24 protein-coding genes and 2 pseudogenes are annotated in these 19,213 nt (G+C 72.3%); 14 read left to right on the forward strand and 12 right to left on the reverse strand.

Annotated elements, in window-relative coordinates:
* The first annotated feature begins 47 nt into the window (after positions 1–47).
* The 4 genes from E6W39_RS37615 (at position 48) to E6W39_RS37630 (ending at position 2,940) form a co-directional block, all read left to right on the forward strand.
* Positions 48–695 carry a flavin reductase family protein gene (locus E6W39_RS37615; RefSeq protein WP_141637276.1) on the forward strand — a complete coding sequence of 216 codons (648 nt, stop codon included), beginning with the start codon at positions 48–50 and terminating at the stop codon, positions 693–695.
* Between the two features lie 109 nt (positions 696–804).
* Positions 805–1,572: a DUF72 domain-containing protein gene (locus E6W39_RS37620; RefSeq protein ID WP_141637277.1), complete on the forward strand. Its 768-nt coding sequence runs from the start codon at positions 805–807 to the stop codon at positions 1,570–1,572.
* Between the two features lie 7 nt (positions 1,573–1,579).
* Positions 1,580–1,846, forward strand: coding sequence for an acylphosphatase (locus E6W39_RS37625; protein WP_181799634.1), 267 nt, complete (start codon positions 1,580–1,582; stop codon positions 1,844–1,846).
* A 185-nt stretch (positions 1,847–2,031) separates the two neighbouring features.
* Positions 2,032–2,940, forward strand: a complete 909-nt coding sequence (locus E6W39_RS37630) for a G1 family glutamic endopeptidase (RefSeq protein WP_141637278.1) — start codon at positions 2,032–2,034, stop codon at positions 2,938–2,940.
* Positions 2,941–3,034: 94 nt separating this feature from the next.
* Here the strand turns inward: E6W39_RS37630 and E6W39_RS37635 are convergent, their stop codons facing one another.
* The 5 genes and pseudogenes from E6W39_RS37635 to E6W39_RS37655 form a co-directional block, all read right to left on the reverse strand.
* Positions 3,035–3,448, reverse strand: a complete 414-nt coding sequence (locus E6W39_RS37635; protein ID WP_141637279.1) for a hypothetical protein — start codon at positions 3,446–3,448, stop codon at positions 3,035–3,037.
* Positions 3,445–3,816 (reverse strand): hypothetical protein, encoded by a 372-nt coding sequence (locus E6W39_RS37640; RefSeq protein ID WP_141637280.1) that lies wholly within the window; start codon positions 3,814–3,816, stop codon positions 3,445–3,447. The genes E6W39_RS37635 and E6W39_RS37640 overlap by 4 nt, the downstream gene beginning before the upstream one ends.
* Before the next feature lie 308 nt (positions 3,817–4,124).
* On the reverse strand, positions 4,125–4,535 hold the full coding sequence (locus tag E6W39_RS37645) for a hypothetical protein (protein ID WP_220140324.1): 411 nt from the start codon (positions 4,533–4,535) through the stop codon (positions 4,125–4,127).
* Positions 4,536–4,738: 203 nt separating this feature from the next.
* Positions 4,739–4,948 (reverse strand): annotated as a pseudogene (locus E6W39_RS44405) (helix-turn-helix domain-containing protein); the annotation flags it as partial.
* A gap of 127 nt (positions 4,949–5,075) precedes the next feature.
* A complete protein-coding gene (locus E6W39_RS37655) occupies positions 5,076–5,468 on the reverse strand; it encodes an SHOCT domain-containing protein (protein WP_141637283.1) in 393 nt (130 codons plus the stop codon).
* 141 nt (positions 5,469–5,609) lie between these two features.
* Here E6W39_RS37655 and E6W39_RS43275 point away from each other — a divergent pair, with 141 nt between their 5' ends.
* On the forward strand, positions 5,610–5,741 hold the full coding sequence (locus E6W39_RS43275; RefSeq protein WP_267286723.1) for a hypothetical protein: 132 nt from the start codon (positions 5,610–5,612) through the stop codon (positions 5,739–5,741).
* Here E6W39_RS43275 and E6W39_RS37665 read toward each other — a convergent pair.
* Positions 5,705–6,505, reverse strand: coding sequence for a class I SAM-dependent methyltransferase (locus tag E6W39_RS37665; RefSeq protein ID WP_141637284.1), 801 nt, complete (start codon positions 6,503–6,505; stop codon positions 5,705–5,707). The genes E6W39_RS43275 and E6W39_RS37665 overlap by 37 nt on opposite strands.
* 105 nt (positions 6,506–6,610) lie before the next feature.
* Between E6W39_RS37665 and E6W39_RS37670 the strand changes: the two genes are divergently transcribed.
* From E6W39_RS37670 to E6W39_RS37690, 4 genes are all read left to right on the forward strand, one after another.
* Positions 6,611–7,264: a winged helix-turn-helix transcriptional regulator gene (locus E6W39_RS37670; protein ID WP_141637285.1), complete on the forward strand. Its 654-nt coding sequence runs from the start codon at positions 6,611–6,613 to the stop codon at positions 7,262–7,264.
* Between the two features lie 318 nt (positions 7,265–7,582).
* A complete protein-coding gene (locus tag E6W39_RS40080; RefSeq protein WP_181799636.1) occupies positions 7,583–8,104 on the forward strand; it encodes a hypothetical protein in 522 nt (173 codons plus the stop codon).
* 193 nt (positions 8,105–8,297) lie between these two features.
* The gene (locus E6W39_RS37685) at positions 8,298–9,629 is read left to right on the forward strand and encodes a VWA domain-containing protein (protein ID WP_141638195.1); all 1,332 of its coding nucleotides are present in this window, start codon (positions 8,298–8,300) and stop codon (positions 9,627–9,629) included.
* 2 nt (positions 9,630–9,631) lie between these two features.
* Positions 9,632–10,549, forward strand: a complete 918-nt coding sequence (locus E6W39_RS37690) for a peptidase (RefSeq protein ID WP_141637288.1) — start codon at positions 9,632–9,634, stop codon at positions 10,547–10,549.
* Positions 10,550–10,608: 59 nt separating this feature from the next.
* Here the strand turns inward: E6W39_RS37690 and E6W39_RS37695 are convergent, their stop codons facing one another.
* The 3 genes from E6W39_RS37695 to E6W39_RS37705 all read right to left on the reverse strand — a co-directional run bounded on the left by E6W39_RS37695 (position 10,609) and on the right by E6W39_RS37705 (position 12,283).
* Complete coding sequence (locus E6W39_RS37695; protein ID WP_141637289.1) at positions 10,609–10,992, reverse strand: tautomerase family protein; 384 nt, start codon at positions 10,990–10,992, stop codon at positions 10,609–10,611.
* A 16-nt stretch (positions 10,993–11,008) separates the two neighbouring features.
* Positions 11,009–11,722, reverse strand: coding sequence for a LamG domain-containing protein (locus E6W39_RS37700; RefSeq protein WP_181799637.1), 714 nt, complete (start codon positions 11,720–11,722; stop codon positions 11,009–11,011).
* A 108-nt stretch (positions 11,723–11,830) separates the two neighbouring features.
* Positions 11,831–12,283, reverse strand: a complete 453-nt coding sequence (locus E6W39_RS37705) for a hypothetical protein (protein ID WP_141637290.1) — start codon at positions 12,281–12,283, stop codon at positions 11,831–11,833.
* Positions 12,284–12,568: 285 nt separating this feature from the next.
* Here E6W39_RS37705 and E6W39_RS37710 point away from each other — a divergent pair, with 285 nt between their 5' ends.
* The 3 genes from E6W39_RS37710 to E6W39_RS37720 all read left to right on the forward strand — a co-directional run bounded on the left by E6W39_RS37710 (position 12,569) and on the right by E6W39_RS37720 (position 15,047).
* Complete coding sequence (locus E6W39_RS37710; RefSeq protein ID WP_181799638.1) at positions 12,569–14,080, forward strand: alkaline phosphatase family protein; 1,512 nt, start codon at positions 12,569–12,571, stop codon at positions 14,078–14,080.
* Positions 14,077–14,655 carry a hypothetical protein gene (locus E6W39_RS37715; protein ID WP_141637292.1) on the forward strand — a complete coding sequence of 193 codons (579 nt, stop codon included), beginning with the start codon at positions 14,077–14,079 and terminating at the stop codon, positions 14,653–14,655. The genes E6W39_RS37710 and E6W39_RS37715 overlap by 4 nt, the downstream gene beginning before the upstream one ends.
* Positions 14,656–14,750: 95 nt before the next feature.
* Positions 14,751–15,047 carry a hypothetical protein gene (locus E6W39_RS37720; RefSeq protein WP_141637293.1) on the forward strand — a complete coding sequence of 99 codons (297 nt, stop codon included), beginning with the start codon at positions 14,751–14,753 and terminating at the stop codon, positions 15,045–15,047.
* Positions 15,048–15,106: 59 nt separating this feature from the next.
* Here the strand turns inward: E6W39_RS37720 and E6W39_RS37725 are convergent, their stop codons facing one another.
* Positions 15,107–16,060: an aldo/keto reductase gene (locus E6W39_RS37725; protein ID WP_141637294.1), complete on the reverse strand. Its 954-nt coding sequence runs from the start codon at positions 16,058–16,060 to the stop codon at positions 15,107–15,109.
* Positions 16,061–16,130: 70 nt separating this feature from the next.
* On the opposite strand from E6W39_RS37725, the gene E6W39_RS37730 reads away from it, so the two are divergent.
* On the forward strand, positions 16,131–17,117 hold the full coding sequence (locus E6W39_RS37730) for an ArsR/SmtB family transcription factor (RefSeq protein ID WP_181799639.1): 987 nt from the start codon (positions 16,131–16,133) through the stop codon (positions 17,115–17,117).
* Positions 17,118–17,157: 40 nt separating this feature from the next.
* On the opposite strand, the gene E6W39_RS37735 is transcribed toward E6W39_RS37730, so the two are convergent.
* Both E6W39_RS37735 and E6W39_RS37740 read right to left on the reverse strand, forming a co-directional pair.
* Positions 17,158–17,508 (reverse strand): hypothetical protein, encoded by a 351-nt coding sequence (locus E6W39_RS37735; protein ID WP_141637295.1) that lies wholly within the window; start codon positions 17,506–17,508, stop codon positions 17,158–17,160.
* A 66-nt stretch (positions 17,509–17,574) separates the two neighbouring features.
* Positions 17,575–18,474: an MBL fold metallo-hydrolase gene (locus E6W39_RS37740; protein WP_141637296.1), complete on the reverse strand. Its 900-nt coding sequence runs from the start codon at positions 18,472–18,474 to the stop codon at positions 17,575–17,577.
* A gap of 187 nt (positions 18,475–18,661) precedes the next feature.
* Here E6W39_RS37740 and E6W39_RS37745 point away from each other — a divergent pair.
* Positions 18,662–19,111 (forward strand): annotated as a pseudogene (locus E6W39_RS37745) (amidase family protein); the annotation flags it as partial.
* Between the last annotated feature and the right edge of the window lie 102 nt (positions 19,112–19,213).

Below are 19,213 nucleotides of genomic sequence, written 5' to 3' on the forward strand. Positions count from 1 at the left end.
GTGACTGTTCGGCCCACCCCGAACAACGGCGCGCCTACGGTCGCCGCATGACAGTCACGCAGCAGTTGGACGGCGCAGTGCGGCCGAGCCACCAGACGATCACCCCGAGCATCCTGTACTTCGGCACGCCCGTCGTGCTGCTCACCACCGAGAACCCCGACGGCTCGTTCAACCTGGCGCCGATCTCCTCGGCGTGGGCGCTCGGCCAGGTGGTGGTGCTGGGCCTGGGCACGGACGGGCAGACCGGCGCCAATCTGGCGGCCCGGCCGGAGCTGGTGATCAGCCTGCCCGAGCCGCACCAGTGGCCGCAGGTGGAGCGGCTCGGCGAGCTCACCGGCAGGGCGGAACCGCGCACCCACCCGCGCCGGGTGTTCCAGTACGAGCCCGACAAGTTCGCGGCGGGCGGCTGGCACCCGCAGCCGTCGGTGGCGGTGCGCCCGCCCCGCGTGGCGCAGTGCCCGCTGCAACTCGAAGCCCGCGCGCAGCGGGTCGGCACCGACGCCGCCGGCGACTTCCTGATCGTGGAGGCCCGGGTGCTCAAGGTGCACGCGGACCCGCGCCTGGTGGTGCCCGGAACCCAGCACATCGAACCGGCTGCCTGGAGCCCGCTGATCTACAACTTCCGGCACTACTTCGGCCTCGGCCCGGAACTCGGCTCCGCCGACATCACCGAGACCCCGCGCGGCCGCGAGTAGCGCGTCACGAGCGCCGCGGCGGCCTACCATCAGGAAAAGGGGGCCGCGGCGGCCGTGAACGACCGGTGCGGCCCAGGCACCGCACCGCACCGCGAGAGCGCACGCAGCGATGGTTCTGTTCGTCGGCACTTCGGGCTGGCAGTACGACGACTGGCGCGGCGTCCTCTACGAACCGGGGACACCGCGCCGGCAGTGGCTTGCGCGGTACGCCGAGCGCTTCAGCACCGTCGAGAACAACGCCGCCTTCTACCGGCTGCCGCCAGCCGACACCTTCGCCGACTGGCGCGACCGGACACCGCCCGGCTTCCGGATGGCGGTCAAGGCGAGCCGCTACCTCACCCACATCAAGCGGCTGCGCGATCCCGCCGAGCCCGTCCAGCGGCTGTGCGCCGCCGTGGCCGGCCTGGGTGACCGCCTCGGCCCGGTCCTGCTGCAGCTGCCGCCCACCCTGCGGGCCGACCCCGGGCTGCTGGAGGCCTGCCTGGGCTGCTTCCCACCGCAGCTGCGGGTGGCCGTCGAGCCGCGCCACCAGTCGTGGTGGACCCGGGAGGTCCGTTCCGTGCTGACCAGGCACAACGCGGCACTGTGCTGGGCCGACCGCCGGTCCCGCCCGGTCACTCCGCTGTGGCGCACCGCCGACTGGGGCTATCTGCGCTTCCATGAGGGCCTGGCACACCCGTTCCCCCGGTACGGTAAGCAAGCGCTCGGTCACTGGGCGGCGCGGGTCGCCGAGACCTGGCCGAACACCGCCGACGTCCACGCCTACTTCAACAACGACCTCGGCGGAGCCGCCGTGCTCGACGCCGCCGCCTTCGCGGCGATCGCCGCCCGCACGGGCCGCACCGTCGCCCCCGTCCCCATCCTTACGACCCGGTGAGGTACCCGTGATCCGCAACCGAGTGATCGTCTCCGGCCAGGTGCAGGGAGTGTTCTTCCGCGACAGCTGCCGCGTGCTGGCCCAGGAGAACAGCGTGAACGGCTGGGTCCGCAACCTGCCCGACGGCACCGTGGAGGCCGTCTTCGAGGGGCCGCCGGCCGGCGTCGCCCAGCTGCTCCGCTGGAGCCACCACGGCCCGGAGGGCGCGGTGGTGGAGCACGTCAGCCAGCACGAGGAGACGCCCGAGGGGCTGACCTCCTTCGAGGTGCGGTGATCCCGTCCCGAGGACGGCCGCGCCGAACCGTGTCGTGCGGGTACGGATGACCTTTGGTGACGCGGTGTCATCCGGGCGGCCGCGCTGAGTTGTCGTCCGTCGGGCATCCGGCTTGCCTGGTGCTAGCTCTGCTGCTGCGTCAGTGGTGGAGCCGGCACCATCCTCCACCCCTTGAGGGAGCAAGCATGCCCGCACCACGTCGTTTGGCGCTCACTGCCTCGGTCGCCCTGCTGGCGGCCCTCGGCAGCGCGGCCCCCGCACTCGCGGCTCCGACTCGCCCGGCCACTGGGACCCACCCGGCCACCGCTGCCGACCCGGCCACATTGACCCACCCGGCCGTCCAGCAGCTCACGGCGCTGCTCGGCCTCCCGCCGCTCGTGCACCACCTCACCGTGCACGGGCACCAGACCAAGCCGCGGATCCCGAGCTCGGCACCCGCCCACCTGGTCGGGCCGCACGGTGAGACGCCGGCCAACCAGAACTACAGCGCCAACTGGGCCGGCTACGTCGCCAACGCCAACAGCGGCACCGGCCCGTACAAGACCGTGAGTGCGAACTGGACCGCGCCGACGGCCACCTGCACCAGCCAGGACACCTACTCGTCCTTCTGGGTCGGCCTGGACGGCGACGGCAGCGACACCGTCGAGCAGACCGGCACCTCGGCGGACTGCTCGGGCGGCTCGCCGGTCTACTACGCCTGGTACGAGATGTACCCGGCCTACCCCGTGCAGCTCCCCGACCACGTGCAGCCCGGCGACCAGCTCAGCGCGAGCGTCGTCACCGACGGTTCGGGCAGCTTCACGCTCACGATCAGCGACTCCAGCCAGGGCTGGACCGAGAGCACCAGCCAGCAGCTGTCCGGGGCCCAGCTGGCCTCCGCCGAGGTGATCGCCGAGGCGCCGAGCAGCAACGCCGGGGTACTGCCGCTGACCGACTTCGGCACGGTCCAGTTCAGCGGGGCCAGCGTCAACGGCGGCTCGCTGACGGCCGCCAACCCGGAGAAGGTCGACATGGCAGCCAATGGCGTGCTCAAGGCCGCCACTTCGGACCTGTCCGGCGGCACCGACTTCTCGGTGGCCTGGAAGAGCACCTGAACGCGCTCCACCCGCTGACTGGTTGAGCTGCCGACGCGGCGCCGGGGCACGAACGACCGTGCCCCGGCGCCGCGTTGCGCGTGTTCGGCGAGGATCAGCTGTTGCTCAGCTTCTCGGCCTGGTACATGCCGCACGCCGCCGTCTGGAAGTAGCCGGCGGAGACCCAGTACCCCGACGGGATCGGCGAGTCCGCGCAGGCGGTGATGCCGTTGTAGACGATGCCGAGGCTACCGCCCAGGTACTGGCCGCAGCTGTTGACCGTGTAGTTGCCGGTGATCACGTAGTTGGCGGGGATCGGCGAGTTGCCGCAGAACTGCATGCCGTTGTAGGCGGCGGTGAGGTTGGCGGCCTGGTAGATGCCGCAGGCCCCGAGCGTGTAGTTGGACGTGATCACATAGCCCGACGGGATCGGCGAGTTGCCGCAGATCTGGATGCCGTTGGAGACGGTCCTGATCACCTCGCTGTAGTACTGGCCGCACGGCCCGCTGGGACCCTCCGAGGTGATCACGTAGTTGCCGGGATCGCCCCGTTGCCGTTCCCGCAGATGGTGATGCCGCTGTACGGCGTGTTGAGCGTGCCGCCCTGGTAGCTGCCGCAGTTGTTGGTGGTGTAGTTGGAAGTGAGCACATAGCCCGACGGGATCGGCGAGTTGTCGCAGATCTGGATGCCGTTGTACGGGAGCTGGATGGTCTCGGTGAGGTAGCCGCCGGTACAGGTGTTGGTGAGCGTCTCCGAGGTGATCACATAGCCGGGCGGCACCGGTTGGCTGCCGCACACCGTGGCCGCCTGCGCGGTGGCGCCGAACCAGACGAGGCCACCGGCCACCATGGCCAGCACGGCGACCAGCCGGCCCAGCCAAATTCCTGCGAACTTCATGGGTCCCCACTTCTCTCGTCCCGGTCCGGGCGGACCGGGCATGACCTGCCGTCATGGCCGTGCGGTCACGGCTGTCCGGCTCGGCCACCACACTGGGGCGGCGCGCTGCGGCAGCCAACAGCCGCCGCGGATGGACAAACAATCGTGGAAAATCCGCCGCCGCCGACCCGCCGCACCGCCTGGTTGGCCGGGGTCCGGTCAGGGGCTGGTGCTCGCCCAGCCCTGGTTGGCGTCGACGGTCGCCAGCGGGGCGACGGAGGTGCCGCTCGCGGTGCCGAAGCTGACACAGACCGGGGTCGCCGTGTCGATCACGACCAGCGGGTTGCGGGACCGGTGTCGAGCTTGGCGAAGAGCAGCACGGTGCCGCCGACCGCCTGGGCCGGGTCGCCGGGGTTGACGGTCACCGGGTGCCGCCACACCCACTCACCCCAGGTGATGGTGGTCGGCACCTCGGTGGTTCCTCCGGTGGGGCCGGCGAGTTGGGCGTACACCTGCCCGGTGTAGGCCTGGGCGTACTGGTAGACCCAGTGGGTGCGCGCCTGGCAGCCGGAGCCCTGGGCGGGCCACGGCGCCGGTGAGGGGGCGGGGACGATCACGACGGAGGGCATCGGCGTCGGCCGGGGGGCGGCCGCGGCTGCCGCGCCCTGGGTGGAGTGGCCCGGCAGCGCGGCGCCCATCGGGATGCCGACGGCCAGCCCCACCGCCAGGGCCGCCAGCATCCGCAGGCGCGGGGGCGGTGTCGGCAGCCTGCGGCGCGGCGCGGCAGGCCGTGGTGGTGGCGGCTCGGCGGGGGCTGCGAGGGTGCGGGGTCGGCGGGGAGAGGGGTGGGCTCCTGGGGTGCCGGGTCCGGGGCGGCCGCCTGCGCGATGGCCGCCTGGGTCGCCTCCCAGCGCTCCCGCCACGGGGCAGTCTCGCTGTGTCCGCAGGCGTGCACGAAGGCCTCGACCGTCGGCCAGGTCGGGAACTCCACGCCGCCGGCCGCCTCGGAGAGCGCGGAGATGGAGCGGTGGGCCCGCCGGCTCATGGCGGCGAAGGTGGGGTTCCCGGCGCTTTCACGGGCGGCCCGCAGTAGTGCGGCGAACTCGGCCACCGGGCCGCCAGACATGTCCAAGTCTCGCTGTCTACGGCCCATTTGTGCCCTTTCCGGTCGGATTTCGTGTGCCGGGGCGTACTCTGGCACATCCGAAGGCCGGGCGGAGCAGCGCTTTTCGGCCGACTGGCGGCGACCGGTGGCCGAGAACGGGCGATCGCCCGACGGCTCAGGCGAGCAGCTTCGCCTTCGCCTTCTGGTACTCCTCCTCGGTGATGGCACCACCGTTCTTCAGCTCGGCCAGCTTGGCCAGTTGGTCGGCCTGGCTCGCGCTGCTGCCGCCGGCCGCGTCGCGGATGTAGGCCTGGAACGCGGCCTCGCTCTTCTTGGCCTGCTCGATGTCGCGTTCGCCCATGCTGTGCCCGCGGGCGATCAGGTACACCAGGACGCCCAGGAACGGCAGGATGATCACGAAGAACACCCAGCCCGCCTTGCCCCAGCCCTTCAGGTCGTGGCTGCGGAAGATGTCCGTGATCACCTTGAAGAGCAGGAAGAGCCAGACGATCCAGAGGAAGAACTCCAGCATCGTCCAGAACAGATCGAGCAGCGGGTAGTTGTGCATCGTGGGCGCTCCCTCGCGGGCCGGACGGACGGTGCCGTCAGCGGTGCCGCCATGCGGGCGGGGTGGGCGGCTGACCAGGGCAGCCGTATTCGCGAGCGTATGACCCGAAGATGCCTTCTGCCCGATTTATTGCGCCATGAGGTGCCGCTTCGCGAGCACGGCATCGTGCTGCCCGAGCCGTACCGGACCTTCGTCGCGGAGATCACCGACGGCTCCTACCGGGGGCTGGCGGAGCGTCAGTTCAGCGGCCGGTCCACCACCGCCAGCAGGTAGGCCGCCTCGACCACGATGTCCGCGCCACCTGACCGGTTCCACTCGGTGAAGACGGCGGCCAGGTCGTGGTGGAGCGCGGTCCAGCTGCCGTCCGCTATCAGGCGGGCCCGCTCGGCCTGCAGGTGGCCGGCCGTGCGGACCCAGAACTCGGCCGCCGCGACCGGTGACGGGAACTCGAAGCGCACCTGCTCGACGGTGGCCGACACCGCCAGCGGCGCGAACAGCGCGCGCAGCACGTCGAGGTCGCCCCAGCGGGTCGGCGGCTGACCACCGGGCGGCGGGGGCGGCAGATAGCGGGACGCCGCGCGGTTGGTGGCGGCCATGAAGCCGTCGGGCGTCCAGGCGGCCGACACGATCCGTCCGCCCGGCGCGCAGCAGCGCACCAGCGCGTCGGCCGCCCGCCGGGCGTCCGGGGCGTACATGGCGCCGAAGACGGTGACCACGCGGTCGTAGCTGCCGCGCAGCCCGTCGGCGGCGGCCGGCTGCCAGGCGATCGGCAGCTGCTCGGCGCGGGCCCGCTCCACCGCCAGCCCCAGCAGCTCGGGGGTCGGGTCGGCGCCGGTGGCCAGCGCACCGCGTCGGGCGGCGGCCAGCACGGCGTTGCCGGTGCCGCAGCCGACGTCCAGCAGAGTGGTGCCGTCCGCCACCTCGGCCGCGGTGACCACCCGGTCCGCCACGGCGGTGAGGCGCCGCGCCATCGCGGGGTAGTCGCCGGCGGCCCAGGTCGAGGTCGAGGTGGCGCTGGGCGGGGGAGTGTCGGTCACGGCGGTGCCCTTCCAGGTTGCTGCGGTCGGCCGGAGTCGAGCCTCCTATGGTCTGATGGTCCGTCGGTGGTACAAGAACTGGACCGGACCGGGGGTGGGTCGCGGATGCGGCACGGGATCGAGTACTGCCCGGTGTCGGTGGGGGCGGAGCTGGTCGGCGACCGGTGGACCCTGCTGGTGCTGCGTGAACTGCTGCTCGGCTCCCGCCGGTTCAACGACATCCACCGCGGGCTGCCCGGCATCAGCCGCACCCTGCTGTCGGCGCGGCTGCGGCGGATGAGCGCGCACGGGCTGGTGGAGCGCGAGCTCGACGACGGCGGACGGCCCGAGTACCGGCTGAGCCGGGCGGGGGCGGAGCTTGAGCCGGTGGTCTGGCAGCTCGGCGACTGGGCCAGGCGCTGGGCCTTCGGTGACCCGGAGGCCGAACAGCTCGACGGTGGTTGGCTGTTGTGGCGGCTGCGGCAGTTCGTCAAGGTCGCCGCGCTGCCCGCGCGGCGGGTGGTGGTGGAGTTCGCCTTCCACGACCCGGACGAGCTGGGCTGGTTGGTGCTGGCGCCGGGCGAGGTGAGCGCCTGCCGACGGCACCCGGGCTATGAGGTCGACGTCTGGGTGACGGCCGACCAGGCCGAGTTCCACCGGGTCGTCGCCGGCAGCGGCTCCCTGGCCGCCGCGCGGCGCTCGGGCCTGCTGGAGCTCGCCGGCGAACCGGGTCTGGTGGCCGCCTTCCCGCGCTGGTTCGCCTGGCGGGACGGCAGTTGAGCTGACCGCCCGCAGTGCGGCTCCGCTGCTCGGCGGCTACTGACCAAGCGCGTCGGCGCAGTGCCGGTGGGGGTGTCAACTCACAGGTGAGCGCGGCTACTTGGCGTTCAGCGTGATGAGTGTCACGCCTCGGTTCAAGCCAACCTTGTCTGAATCCTTCACTTCTCATCCCCGCGCTCTTCATTCTGACGATGCGTCAGGTACGGTGAGCTAGTGAAATATCACATTGCAACAGCGTCGGAGTCTCCGATGCCGTGCGCCGTCCGGTGCCCACTGCCCTGGCGGTCCTCAACTCACCAACCCTGGAAGGAAGATCCCATGTCCCGATCCCTGCTGCTCGCTGCCGGTGCGGCGAGTCTCGCGCTGCTCGGCGCGGCGCCCGCACAGGCGGCCACCGTGCACCCGGCCACCGTCTCCCCGGCGGTGGCCGGGCAGCCGGTGTGCGCCACCGGCATGCAGTCCGGGCTGGCCACCACGGTGTGCGCCACGGTCTCCGGCGACAGTGTCTCCGTCACCGGTCAGATCGCGCTGGCCGGTCCGCCGAGCGACCCCACCGGCGCCGGCCCGACCGGCCCGGGCCCCACCGGTCCCGGCCCCAGCGGTCCGGGCTCCGGTGGCTTGCCGGTCCAGCAGCTGGACACCCGGCTGGCCGCCGACGTGGCCGGCGGTGCGAACCTGGACGCCCTCCCGCAGAGCGTGACCTTCACCGCCTCCACCGTGGTGCTCGGCCCGCTCGACACCACCGCGCCGTGCGGCTCGACGGTGCACGCGAGCCTCGCGGTCTCCTCCTACCCGTGGGCCGCCGTGCCGGTCAGCGTGGACGTCCCGGTCGCCTGCTGACCCGCGCCTGACGCGGCGTCGCCAGTCGCCGAACGGCCCCGCCGCACCCGGTGGAAGCGGGTGCGGCGGGGCCCGACACGACGGTACTCCGGCTGGTCGTCATGCGCACCACCAGTGCCCGGCCGTACCACTTCCGGCGGGCCCGGTTCCAATTGGCTCCGTCCAGCTGATGGTTCATAAGATGCGCGCCGTGATGATCACCCGACGACGATTGCCGGGCCGCCCAGCCGCGTTGCTGACAGCCCTGCTGACCATGGCCTTCGCCACCCTGGGCGTGCTGCCCGCGCAGGCCGACAGCCCGAGCCCCAGCCCCACGGAGCAGACCGCGGGCGGCGACGACGCCCCCAAGGTGGACCTGATCCTGGACGTCAGCGGATCCATGGGAATCGCCGACATCGACGGCCGCAGCCGGATATCGGTCGCCCAGCAGTCCATCGACGACGTCATCGACGCCCTGCCTCCGGAGGCCGAGTTCGGCATCCGCACCCTGGGCGCCACCTACCCGGTCAGCGACAAGACGGACGGCTGCACCGACACCAAGGTGCTCTACCCGGTCGGCCACACCGACAAGGTGGAGGCCAAGACCGCCGTCGCCACCCTGCGCCCCACCGGCTGGACCCCGATCGGCCTGGCGCTGCGCGGCGCGGCCCAGGACCTGGGCACCGGCACGGCCACCCGCCGCGTGGTGCTCGTCACCGACGGCGAGGACGACTGCGCCCCGCCGGACCCGTGCGACGTGGCCCGCGAACTGGCCGCCCAAGGCACCCACCTGGTGGTCGACACGCTCGGCCTGGCCCATGACGACAAGGTCCGCCAGCAGCTGCTCTGCATCGCCAACGCCACCGGCGGCACCTACACCGACGTGCACAGCCAGCAGCAGCTGACCGAGCGGCTGAAGCAGTCGGTCCAGCACTCCGACAACAGCTACCGCGCCACCCCGGCGAACGTCACCGGCACCGACCAGTGCGCCACCGCCCCGCTGCTCTCGCCCGGCGTCTACGCCGACCGCGAGAAGTTCTCCGAGCACCGGGTCTACCGGGTGCCGGTGAAGAACGGCCAGGAGCTGCGCGCCTCGGTGAGCGTCACCCCCGACCGCGCCGTGGCCCGCGACTACGGCGTGCTGCTGCAGGCCACCGACGGCAGCGGCCAGGAGCTGGTGCGCGGCACGGACGCGGGCAGCGGGCGCACCGATGTCGCCGCCACCGGCCTGCGCTGGTCCGCGACCCGCAGCGCCTCGCCGACCGCCTCGGCAACCGGCACCACCGGCGTGGCCAACGGTGACCAGGTGGTCTGCCTGGTGGTCAGCAACTCCTTCGCCGGCCAGCCGGGCGTGCAGTCCGACCCCGGACTGCCGCTGGAGCTGACCGTGGACGTCAAGGCGGCTTCGTCCGCCCCCGACGGCCCGGCGCTCGGGCTCGGCCGCGGTTGGATCATGCTGCTGGTGCTGACCGGCGCCGGACTGGTCTGCGGGCTGCTCTGGGGCTGGATCGCACGCTGGCGGATCCGGATCTGGCAGGAGAACTGACGATGCGTAGGACTCGTACTCTGCTGGCCGGCTTGCTGGCCGCCGGCGCCGCCCTGACCGGCGTCGTCACCGCGGCCCCGGTGGCCGTCGCCGACGCGCCGTCGCCCACGGCCGCCGCGTCGGCCTCCGGCTCGGCCGCCCCGGTCACCACCTCCGGCACCTCGTTCCTGACCGCGACCACCCTGGCGCCCGGCCAGGACGCCGTCGTGACCGGCTCCACCGGCGACTACCTGTACTGGGCGTTCGGCGCCTCGGCCGGGCAGACCGACACCGTCACGGTGAACGTCACGCTGCCCCAGGCCTCCGACCGGCACGGCCCGCAGACCTGGACGGTGGACCTCTTCGACGGCCTGCGCCGCCGCCAGGCCTGCACCGCCGGCCCGCAGACCGGCACCGCCGACCAGAACACCGGCTCCCTGTCGCTGAGTTGCACGCTGCGGCAGATCCGCTCCTGGGCCGAGCCGTGGTCCGGCGACCCGCTGCCTGGCAGCTACTACGTGCGGCTCTCGGTCACCGACGTGCCGCAGAACGACCTCGGGCTGGCCACCCAGGTGCGGGTGCACGTCAGCGGCAAGGGCGGCGTGGACGACGCCCAGCCGGAGGGCGGCAGCCTGAAGGCGCCGCTGGTGCCGCCGGTCAACCCCGGTGCCACCGGCGCCCCGACGGCCGCCGCCACCCCGAGCGCGTCGGCCGCCCCGTCGCCGGGCGGTGCCACCGTCGCGGCGCCGGCCGCCGTCAAGTCCCACTGGTACACCGACCTGTTCTCCGGTTGGAACGACCGCTGGTTCTGGACCCTCGGCGGCGCCGCGCTGGCCTCGCTGGCCGGCGTCGGCGGCTACACCCTGACCCGCCACCCGCGCGGCCACCGGCGCACCGTGGAGCGGACGGTCACCCGGGTGTACGAGAGCGAACGGGCCTGACGGACCGTCAGGATTGGGCTCGGCACCGTACGGTGCCGGGCCCATCGTCGTTCCGCTGCTCAAAGGGCGTACTGGGCCAGGCCGTGCCCCAGCGACCAGTCGATGGACTGGTTCTCGGTGAGGGTGATGAAGACGTTGCGCGGCTCGGTGCCCGCGTGCTCCTGGGCGAGCTCGGCGATCCGGCGGTAGAGGGCCTGCTTCTGGGCGGGGGTGCGGCCGGCGCGCAGGGTGATGGCGATGTAGACGATGCCCTCGTCGCGGTGGACGCCCAGGTAGTCGCCGACCCGCAGGGTGCCGCTGCTGCCGTTGTGGCTGGTCAGCACCTGGAAGTGGTCGTCGGCCGGGATGCCGATGGCCTCGATCAGCGCTTGGTGCACCGCGCGGCCCAGCGCGTCGAGACGGGCGGCGTCGGCGTGCAGGGCATCGATTCGGACGAACGGCATGGCAAGGCCCCAGAGGTCAGTCGGCTTCCTCCTCAGCAGTGTACATACCAGTAGGTACAGGGGGCTGCGGGGTGGCCGGCGTCCGGTCGACCGACAGGCCGAGGCAGCTCCAGCTCAGCTGGCGGGGGCCGCCGGGCGGCGGGGCAGGGTGATAAGTCCCGTCGGAGACCGAGAGGTTGACGATCAGATAGGCCTGCCAGCCCGGCCCGACCCCGGTGCCGTCCTGGAAGACCGTGGTGCCGTTGACCGACCAGTCGACGGAGCCCGCGCCCAGCGTGACCTTCAGGTCGAGCTGGGCGCCCGGTGCGACGCCGGCCGAACTGCCGTCCCAGTAGAGGTAGGCGTCGCGGACGTGGTTGGAGAGCTCCAGGATGCCCGGGTGGTCGGGGTGGTACTCGAAGACGTCGACCTCGTTGCCGCCGTTCCGCCAGGTCCAGATCGCCGGCCAGGCCCCGAGGCCGGTGGGGAGGACGACGCGGGCGCTGAGCACGTCGCCGGTCTGCACCTGGAAGCCGTCCGGACTGCCCTCGGTGGTCAGCAGGTTGCAGCTCCACAGGCCGCCGAAGAAGCGGCGGGTCGCGGTGAACCGGCCGCCGGGGCAGTAGGAGCGGTTGAGCCGGTCGAGTTTGTGGTCGCCGAGGTTGGTGGGCCCCATGTTGGGATAGGCGCTGGTCTGACCCGCCGTCCACTGCTCCGGCGAGCCGAAGTCCGCCTCGAAGACCACTGCCATGGGTCGCGCCACCCTCTCCGGAATACCGTTGCACGGTGTGGTTTCCCGGGGGCGGTGCGTGAAAACCGTTCGCCGTCCCGACTGCCTGAGAAGTCGGCGAACGATCCGTCAGGCGCGGTCCTGGAGGGTGTGCGCCCGCAGCGCCGCCAGCAGCGGCAGGATGTCCTCCCCGGTGTCGCTCTGACTGACCGCCACGATCGCCGACATCACCGTGCGGCCGATGTGGCCGGCCGCCGCCGGGCTGCTGTCTGCCGTGTCGCCCCACACCTCCAGGGCGTCGCCGAGCACCTCGCTCAGCCGGTAGATCGCGTTGTCCCGCATCCGCTCGGTCAGCTCCGGCATCTCCTCGGGCGCGGCGGTGCCGCCGCTGAAGGCGATGGTCAGCAGCGCGCGCAGGGTGCGGTGGCCGTAGTCGGCGAGCAGGACGGGCAGCGGCTGCTCGTACTCCTCGGCGGCGCCGAGCGCCTCCAGGGCCTGGTCGTCATGGCGCCAGGAGGCCTCCAGGGCCGCCAGGGCGCGCAGGGTCTCGTCCCGGGTCAGATCCATTCCGTCGTCCGTCATGCCTCGCTCCCCATCTCACTGTCCGTCATGCTCCGCAACGGTACGCACTTGCCGGGTCGATGGGGGTGGAAAGTCGGCCGGGTCACCGTTGAGCGTGACGTCTACGGCCGGGTTGGGGGCAACGCTGTCGAATCGGGCCTATCCTTGGGCCGACTCGTGCTGATGGACGGTCGGCTCCGGTGGTCGGTCGGGTGTGCGAGTTGGGGTGTGTTTCACCGGACGTTCACTCAAGTTTACGAATACTTGGGTTCAACGCGGGTAGATCGCGCGCCAACATCATGTGTCATGACGATTTGGGGAACCAGCCGGCTCCGCCGGAACGGCACCGGGGTGCGCCCGCGGTCGGTCGCGGCGGGCCTGGCCGCCGCGCTGGCGGCGGCCGCAGTGGTCGGCAGCACCGCCGGCCCGGCAGCGGCGAACTCGCACGACTTCCACACACCGAAGATCAAGCACGTGTGGACCATCATGCTGGAGAACAAGTCCTACGAGGCTTCGTTCACCGGTCTCAACCAGAACAGCTACCTGTGGAAGACGCTGCCGCAGTACGGCGAGCTGCTCCGCCAGTACTACGGCACCGGCCACTACAGCCTGGACAACTACATCAGCGCGGTCAGCGGCCAGGCGCCCGCCCCCGCCACCCAGAACGACTGCCCGCAGTACACCAACGTGGCCCCGGGCACCCCCGCGGCCGACGGCCAGGTGCACGCCAACTCGGGCTGCGTCTACCCCGACTCGGTGGGCACGCTCTTCAACCAGCTGGATGCCAAGCACCTCAGCTGGAAGGCCTACATGCAGGACATGGGCAACACCGACGGCCGTGAGGACCCGTACCACTGCGGCATCCCGGGCGACCCGTCCGGCGCCGGCGTGGTGGACCCGGGCGGCGCCACCGCCCAGGACCAGTACGTGCCCAAGCACAACCCGACCGCGTGGTTCCACTCGATCATCGACCACCCCAACGACTGCGCCAACGTCGTCCCGCTGAACGGCCGCGCCGCGCAGCCGGGCCACGACGCGATCAGCAGCCTGGCCGACGACCTGAAGAGCGAGAAGACCACCCCGGCCTTCTCCTGGATCACGCCCGACAACTGCTCGGACGCGCACGACTCCACCTGCAAGGGCGACAACCTCTCCGGGGACCCGAACAACCACCAGGGCGGCCTGTACGCCTCGGACCTGTTCCTGCAGAAGGTGATCCCCGAGATCATGGCCTCGCCGGCCTTCCAGGACGGCGGCCTGATCGACATCACCTTCGACGAGGCCTTCCCGCCCTACAAGATGTACGGCAACTCCACCGCCGACTACCAGGGCAACTCCGACCCGAGCCTCAACACCCCGACCGACACCGCCCAGTCGGTCGTGGCCTGCTGCAACGAGCTGCCCGGCCCCAACGTCACCCAGCCCGGTGACCAGGCCTTCGGCCAGGACACCACCCCCGGTGGCGGCATCACCGGTTCGCTGCTGATCTCGCGCTACATCAAGCCGGGCACCATCAGCGACCAGCCGTACAACCACTACTCCTGGCTGCGCAGCATGGAGGACCTGTTCAAGATCGAGCACGGCGGCACCGACGGCCACGGCCACCTCGGCTACGCCGGCATGCCGGGCCTGCGCCCGTTCGGCCCGGACGTCTACAACAACCCGAGCGGCAAGGCCATGCAGCCCGCCGCGATGGGCAGCAACGGCGTCTACTCGGCCACCGCGACGGCGGCGAACAAGCAGTCGGCCGACGTCCAGCCCGACTTCACCGGGCCGAACGCGGCGACCGACAGCCTGAAGCCGGGAGCCGGCAAGTGAGTCCGAGCACCACCAGCCGGAGCCGCGCCCACCACGGGCGCGGCTTCGGCCGCGGCCGGGCGGCCGCGCTGCTGCTGGTCCTTGCCGGGCTGACGGCGTCCTGCGGCGGCCAGAACACGCCGCAGAACCTCGGCGCGGTGCCCATCCCGAGCGCCCCCGCCTCGGCGGCGCCGGTCACCGCCGCCCCCGGGCACGCCCAGCTGGTCGCCATCGGCGACCCCGTCCACCTCGACCTGGGCAGCCAGCAGGGCCAGATCACCGCCACCGGGCCCGACTTGGCGGTCACCGGCCCCGCGGCGGGCGGCAAGCCGCCGGAGCAGTCCAAGGGCACCGTCACCGTGGTGCTCAAGGTCGCCGACGGCAGCCGCTCGCTGGACCCGGCCGACCTGACCGCCACCGACGAACTCGGCAAGCCGATCGCGCTCACCGCCGACGCCGCCGCGGTCACCGCCACCTCCGGGCACGACGCCACCCTGCACCTGTCCGGCACCTTCGCCGCCGGGCACGCCACGCTCAGCTGGAACACCGCCGGCAAGCCGCTCGCCACCTGGGACTTCGAGGTCGAGCTGGACTGAGCGGGCCGCGGCAGCTGGCGGTGCGTCAGGTGTTCGTGTGCGGCCGGTAGGGTGGAGTCGCCACGATGGCGATGCGACCTTCCGGGAGGGGAATCATGGCGGTCCTGCTGATAGGGCTGGGCTTCTTCATGGCGGTGCTGCTGCTGGCGGCACTGCGCCCGGCCCTGCGGCCGGAACCGGGGCCGGCGGGGCTGGTGCAGGCCGTCGGCGGCGTGCTGCTGGTGGCCGCCGTGGGCGTCTGGGTCTACCTGCGGCTCGGCGACCTCGCCCCGCTCGGCGACGTCGGCCGGCCCACCGAGCTCTACCAGACCGGGCTCGGCTCGGGCCTGGGCCTCGCGGTGGTGGTAGCGGTCTGGTGGCGCCGCGAGCAGCAGGGCGAACCGGAGGAGTAGCAGGGCGGACCGGGGGAGTGGCAGGGCGGACCGGAGGAGAAGCAGCGGCACCCCGAGGGTCAGCCCAGTGCGTTCAGCCCGGCCAGCTCCGCCTCGGTGAGCCGCAGCGCGCCCGCGGCGACGTTCTCGGCCAGGTGCGCCAGGTCGCCGGTGCCCGGGATGGCCAGCACGTGCGGGCCCTGGTGGAGCGTCCAGGCGATCCGCACCTGGGCCGCCGTCACCCCGTGGGCCCGTGCCACCGCCAGCACCTCCGGCAGCTCGGTGCCGCGCGCGCCGGCATCCCGGCCGGGACCGGCGATCGAGTAGAACGGCACGTAGGCGATGCCCTGCTCGCCGCAGCCGCGCAGCAGCGCCTGCCGCTCACCGGTGGCGTCCCCGATGCCGTAGAGGTTCTGCACGCACACCACCGGTGCGACTGCCCGGGCCTCGGCGAGCTGGTCGGCCGTCACATTGGACAGGCCCAGCTGCCGGATCAGCCCGGCCTCGCGCAACTCGGCCAGCACGCCGAAGCGTTCGGCGACCGAGTCGGTGCCCAGCACCCGCAGGTTCACCACGTCCAGGTGGTCGCGGCCGAGTTGGCGCAGGTTCTCCTCCACCTGGCCGCGCAACTGCTCCGGGCGGGCGTGCGGCAGCCAGTCGCCCGCCGGGCCGCGGCCCGGGCCCACCTTGGTGGTGATCACCAGGTCGTCGGGGTAGGGGGCCAGCGCCCGGTTGATCAGCTCATTGGCGCTGCGCAGCGCGGAGAAGTAGAAGGCGGCGGTGTCCAGGTGGTTGACGCCGAGGTCAACGGCCCGGCGCAGCACCCGGATCGCCTGGTCGCGGTCGCGCGGCGGGCTGCCGGGTGCGAAGGCCGCGCCGTGCTGCGGGAGGCGCATGGTGCCGAAGCCGATCCGGCGCACCCGCAGGTCGCCGAGGGTCCAACTGCCGGAGGTGGTAGCCGCTTCCGGGGTCGCCGTTTCTGCGGTAGCGGTTGCTGGGGTAACCGCTTCTGCGGTAGCCGGTTCCGAAGTCATGCCGGAATGATCACCGCGCGCTAGGGTGCGACGGAACCGATTCGGACATCCGTGAATCCAAGGTGGTGGCGTGCCGGCTGAACTGGACTTCTCGGCGGACGACCTGGCCCTGCTGCGGTTCGCCGTCTCGCCGCTCTGGGAGGTGGTGGCCAGCTACCGGCTGCTGCGATCGGCCGCCGCGCATCGGGTGCACCGGCGCTGGGCCGAGCAGGTCGGGGCGCGGGTGACGGCCGCCGGGCTGGACGGCGGCTGGCTGGCCGAGCTGTTCGCGCACCCCGGGTACGCCCCCGACTTCCTCAATCCGGCGCCGAGCGGCCCGGCCCCCACACTGGCCGAGGAGTTGGCCGTGCTCACCGTGACCCCGGCCGACCGGGTGCGCCGCGATCTGGACCACCTGGCGCGCCATCAGGGCCCGTTGGGGCCGCGACTGCGCGCCCTGCACGCGGACCCGCCGGCTCGGCTCGACCGGCTGGCCGCCGAGATCGAGGCGTACTGGCAGCTGGCGCTGGCGCCCTACTGGGCCCGGATCCGCGCCGTGCTGGACGCCGACCTCTTCCACCGGGCCCGGCAGGTCGCCGAGCGCGGTGCCGGGCAGGTCCTCGACGACCTGCACGAGTCGCTGAGTTGGGACGGCGCCCGGCTGCGGCTGCGCGGCCGGAAGCAGTCCCTGGCCCGCCGGCGGACCGGCCCGGGCCTGGTCCTGGTTCCGGTGGCCTTCGGCGGGGACCGGGTGCGCAGCCGGGTGGCGCCGCCCGACCCGCCGCAACTCGCCTACCCCACCCGGGGATCCGGCACCCTGTGGGAGCCCCGGCCGACCGCGGACGGCGCCGCCCTGGCCGCCGTGCTCGGCCGCTCCCGCACCCGTCTGCTGATCGAGCTGGACACCCCCGCCAGCACCACCGAACTCGCCCACCGCACCGGCCTGTCCGCCGCCGCCGTCTCCCAGTACCTCACCGCCCTGCGCGCCGCCGGGTTGGTGAGCGCGCACCGCGCGGGGCGCTGGGTGCTGTACGCCCGCACGGCGGCGGGGGAGACACTGCTGGCGGCGTCGGGGTGAGGTGGCCGCGTTCGGTGGATCGTGGCAGGGGACGCGGGGCTCACAGTCGGCGCCGGGCCGCTTCGACGCTGTCTCCGCCACTGGTGTTGAACGCGATCGCGGCCTTGGGGGCGTGCTGTCGCACCAGGTTGACGACCTGCTCGAAGAGCGGGAGCAGCGGCTCGGGCTTGCGGATGCCGCCCCCGATGACGACGACGTCCCAGGCGCGGGCGGACAGGGCCGCGACCATGGCGGGCTCGGCCGACTCGTCCAGGGCGATCAGCGTCACGGCGGCGTCGATGCCGTGGTCGGCGAAGCGCGCGAGCTCCTGGTCCAGGGCCGCGCGGATGGTGTCCCCGTCCATACCGGGCACGGCATGGGGGTCGATTCCCAGAACGAGTGCGGACGTCATGCAGTGGTGACGAACGGTTGATCGTCTCGGTTCCCGTCCCGCGCAGGGTCCGTTTCAGCCCGCCGGTCAGGCTGCGGGGACGGGTTGCAGCCGGTAGGCATCCCCGTGCGCGGTCACGCGGCCGGCGGTGGGCGGCGCGAAGTGGGTGCCGAGGAGGAGGGTGTCGGTGCCGGCGAGGGAGTCGAGCAGTTCTCGACGTGTGTCCTCGGACTGTCGCGGGTCGATGTCGACGCAGGCGCCGATGGCGGGGTGGGCGAGCTGGACCGGGTGGTGGATGCAGTCGCCGGTGATCAGTGCCGTCTCACCCCGGCTGGTCAGTTCGACGGCGATGTGGCCGGGGGTGTGGCCGGGGGTGGAGAGCAGGCGCAGGCCTCGGGCGATCTCGATGCCCTCGGCCGGAACGTCGATCATGTCCAGCAGCCCCGCCTGCTCGACCGGGATCACGGAGTCGCGGAACATCTGCTTGCGTGCCTCCTCCATGTCGTACGTGGCCCAGAACTCCCGCTCGGTGCGGGAGGTGAGGTAGCGGGCGTCGGGGAAGGTGGGAACCCATTCGCCGTTGACGTCACGGGTGTTCCACCCGACGTGGTCGGCGTGCAGGTGGGTGAGGATCACCAGGTCGACGGAGTCCGGGGGGAACCCGGCGGCCGTGAGACGTTCCAGGAAGTCGGTCCGCAGGTTGTGCCAGGCCGGGTTGGCCCGCTCCTTGCCGTTGCCGATGCCGGTGTCGACGACGACGCGCAGCCCGTCCACGGCGAACGCGAAGCTGTGACTGGCGAGGTGCAGGATGCCTTCGTGGTCGGCGAAGTGGGGGTGCAACCAGTGCTGGCCGGTCACCACCTCGGGGGTGGCGTCGGGCAGCAGCCACGGTCCGGTCGCGGGCGGCAGGAGGATCTCGTCGACGCGGTGGACGGTGACGTCGCCCACGGTCCAGGAGGGGATGGGGGTGGCGGGGGAAGTCTGCATGGTCGGTCGTTTCCTTCGGAGCAGTGTGCGAGTGCGCCGGACAAGGGGAGGGCTCTTGACTCACAAATGCAACGCATTTGCTTTAAGTGATCGTAGAGCCTACAGTCGGACTAAAGCAAACCGTTAGCTTTTGGAGCCGATCCGCGTGCCCGCCGCGCTCAACGGGGTCGTCGGCCTCAAGCCGACCTACCACCAGGACAGCCTGCGCACGGTCCCCGAGCTGTACCAGGCGGACGTCCGCATCCTCCTGGAGGCCGGCGAGCTGATGCCCGCCGGGGACTACCTGCGCGCCCAGCGCTCCCGGACGATGATGCAGCAGGGGTGGGCCCGCATCCTGGAGGAGGTCGACGTGATCGCCGCCCCGACGGTCCCGATGACCGCGGTGAAGGCCGGCCAGGAGACGACCACTTGGCCCGGCGGCACGGTCGAGAGCGTCTCCGACGCCTACGTGCGCCTTTCCGCCCCCGCCAACATCACCGGGGTGCCCGCGCTGTCCGTCCCGGTCGGCCACGACACGGCGGGCCTGCCGATCGGCATGCAGCTGCTCGGCCGACCCCTCGGTGAACGCACCCTGCTGCGGATCGGTCACGCCTACGAGCAGACCCGGCCCGCCCGAGCGCTCGCGCCGGTGGCCTGAAAGTGGTGTGGCCTGAGAGTGGTGCGGCCTGAGAGTGGTGCGTGGGCCGGGCCGGAAGCAACCGGGCCGGCCCACGCGACCCTTAAACGCAAGGATTGTGCT

It is taken from the genome of Kitasatospora acidiphila (assembly GCF_006636205.1).
GTDB classification, from domain to species: domain Bacteria; phylum Actinomycetota; class Actinomycetes; order Streptomycetales; family Streptomycetaceae; genus Kitasatospora; species Kitasatospora acidiphila.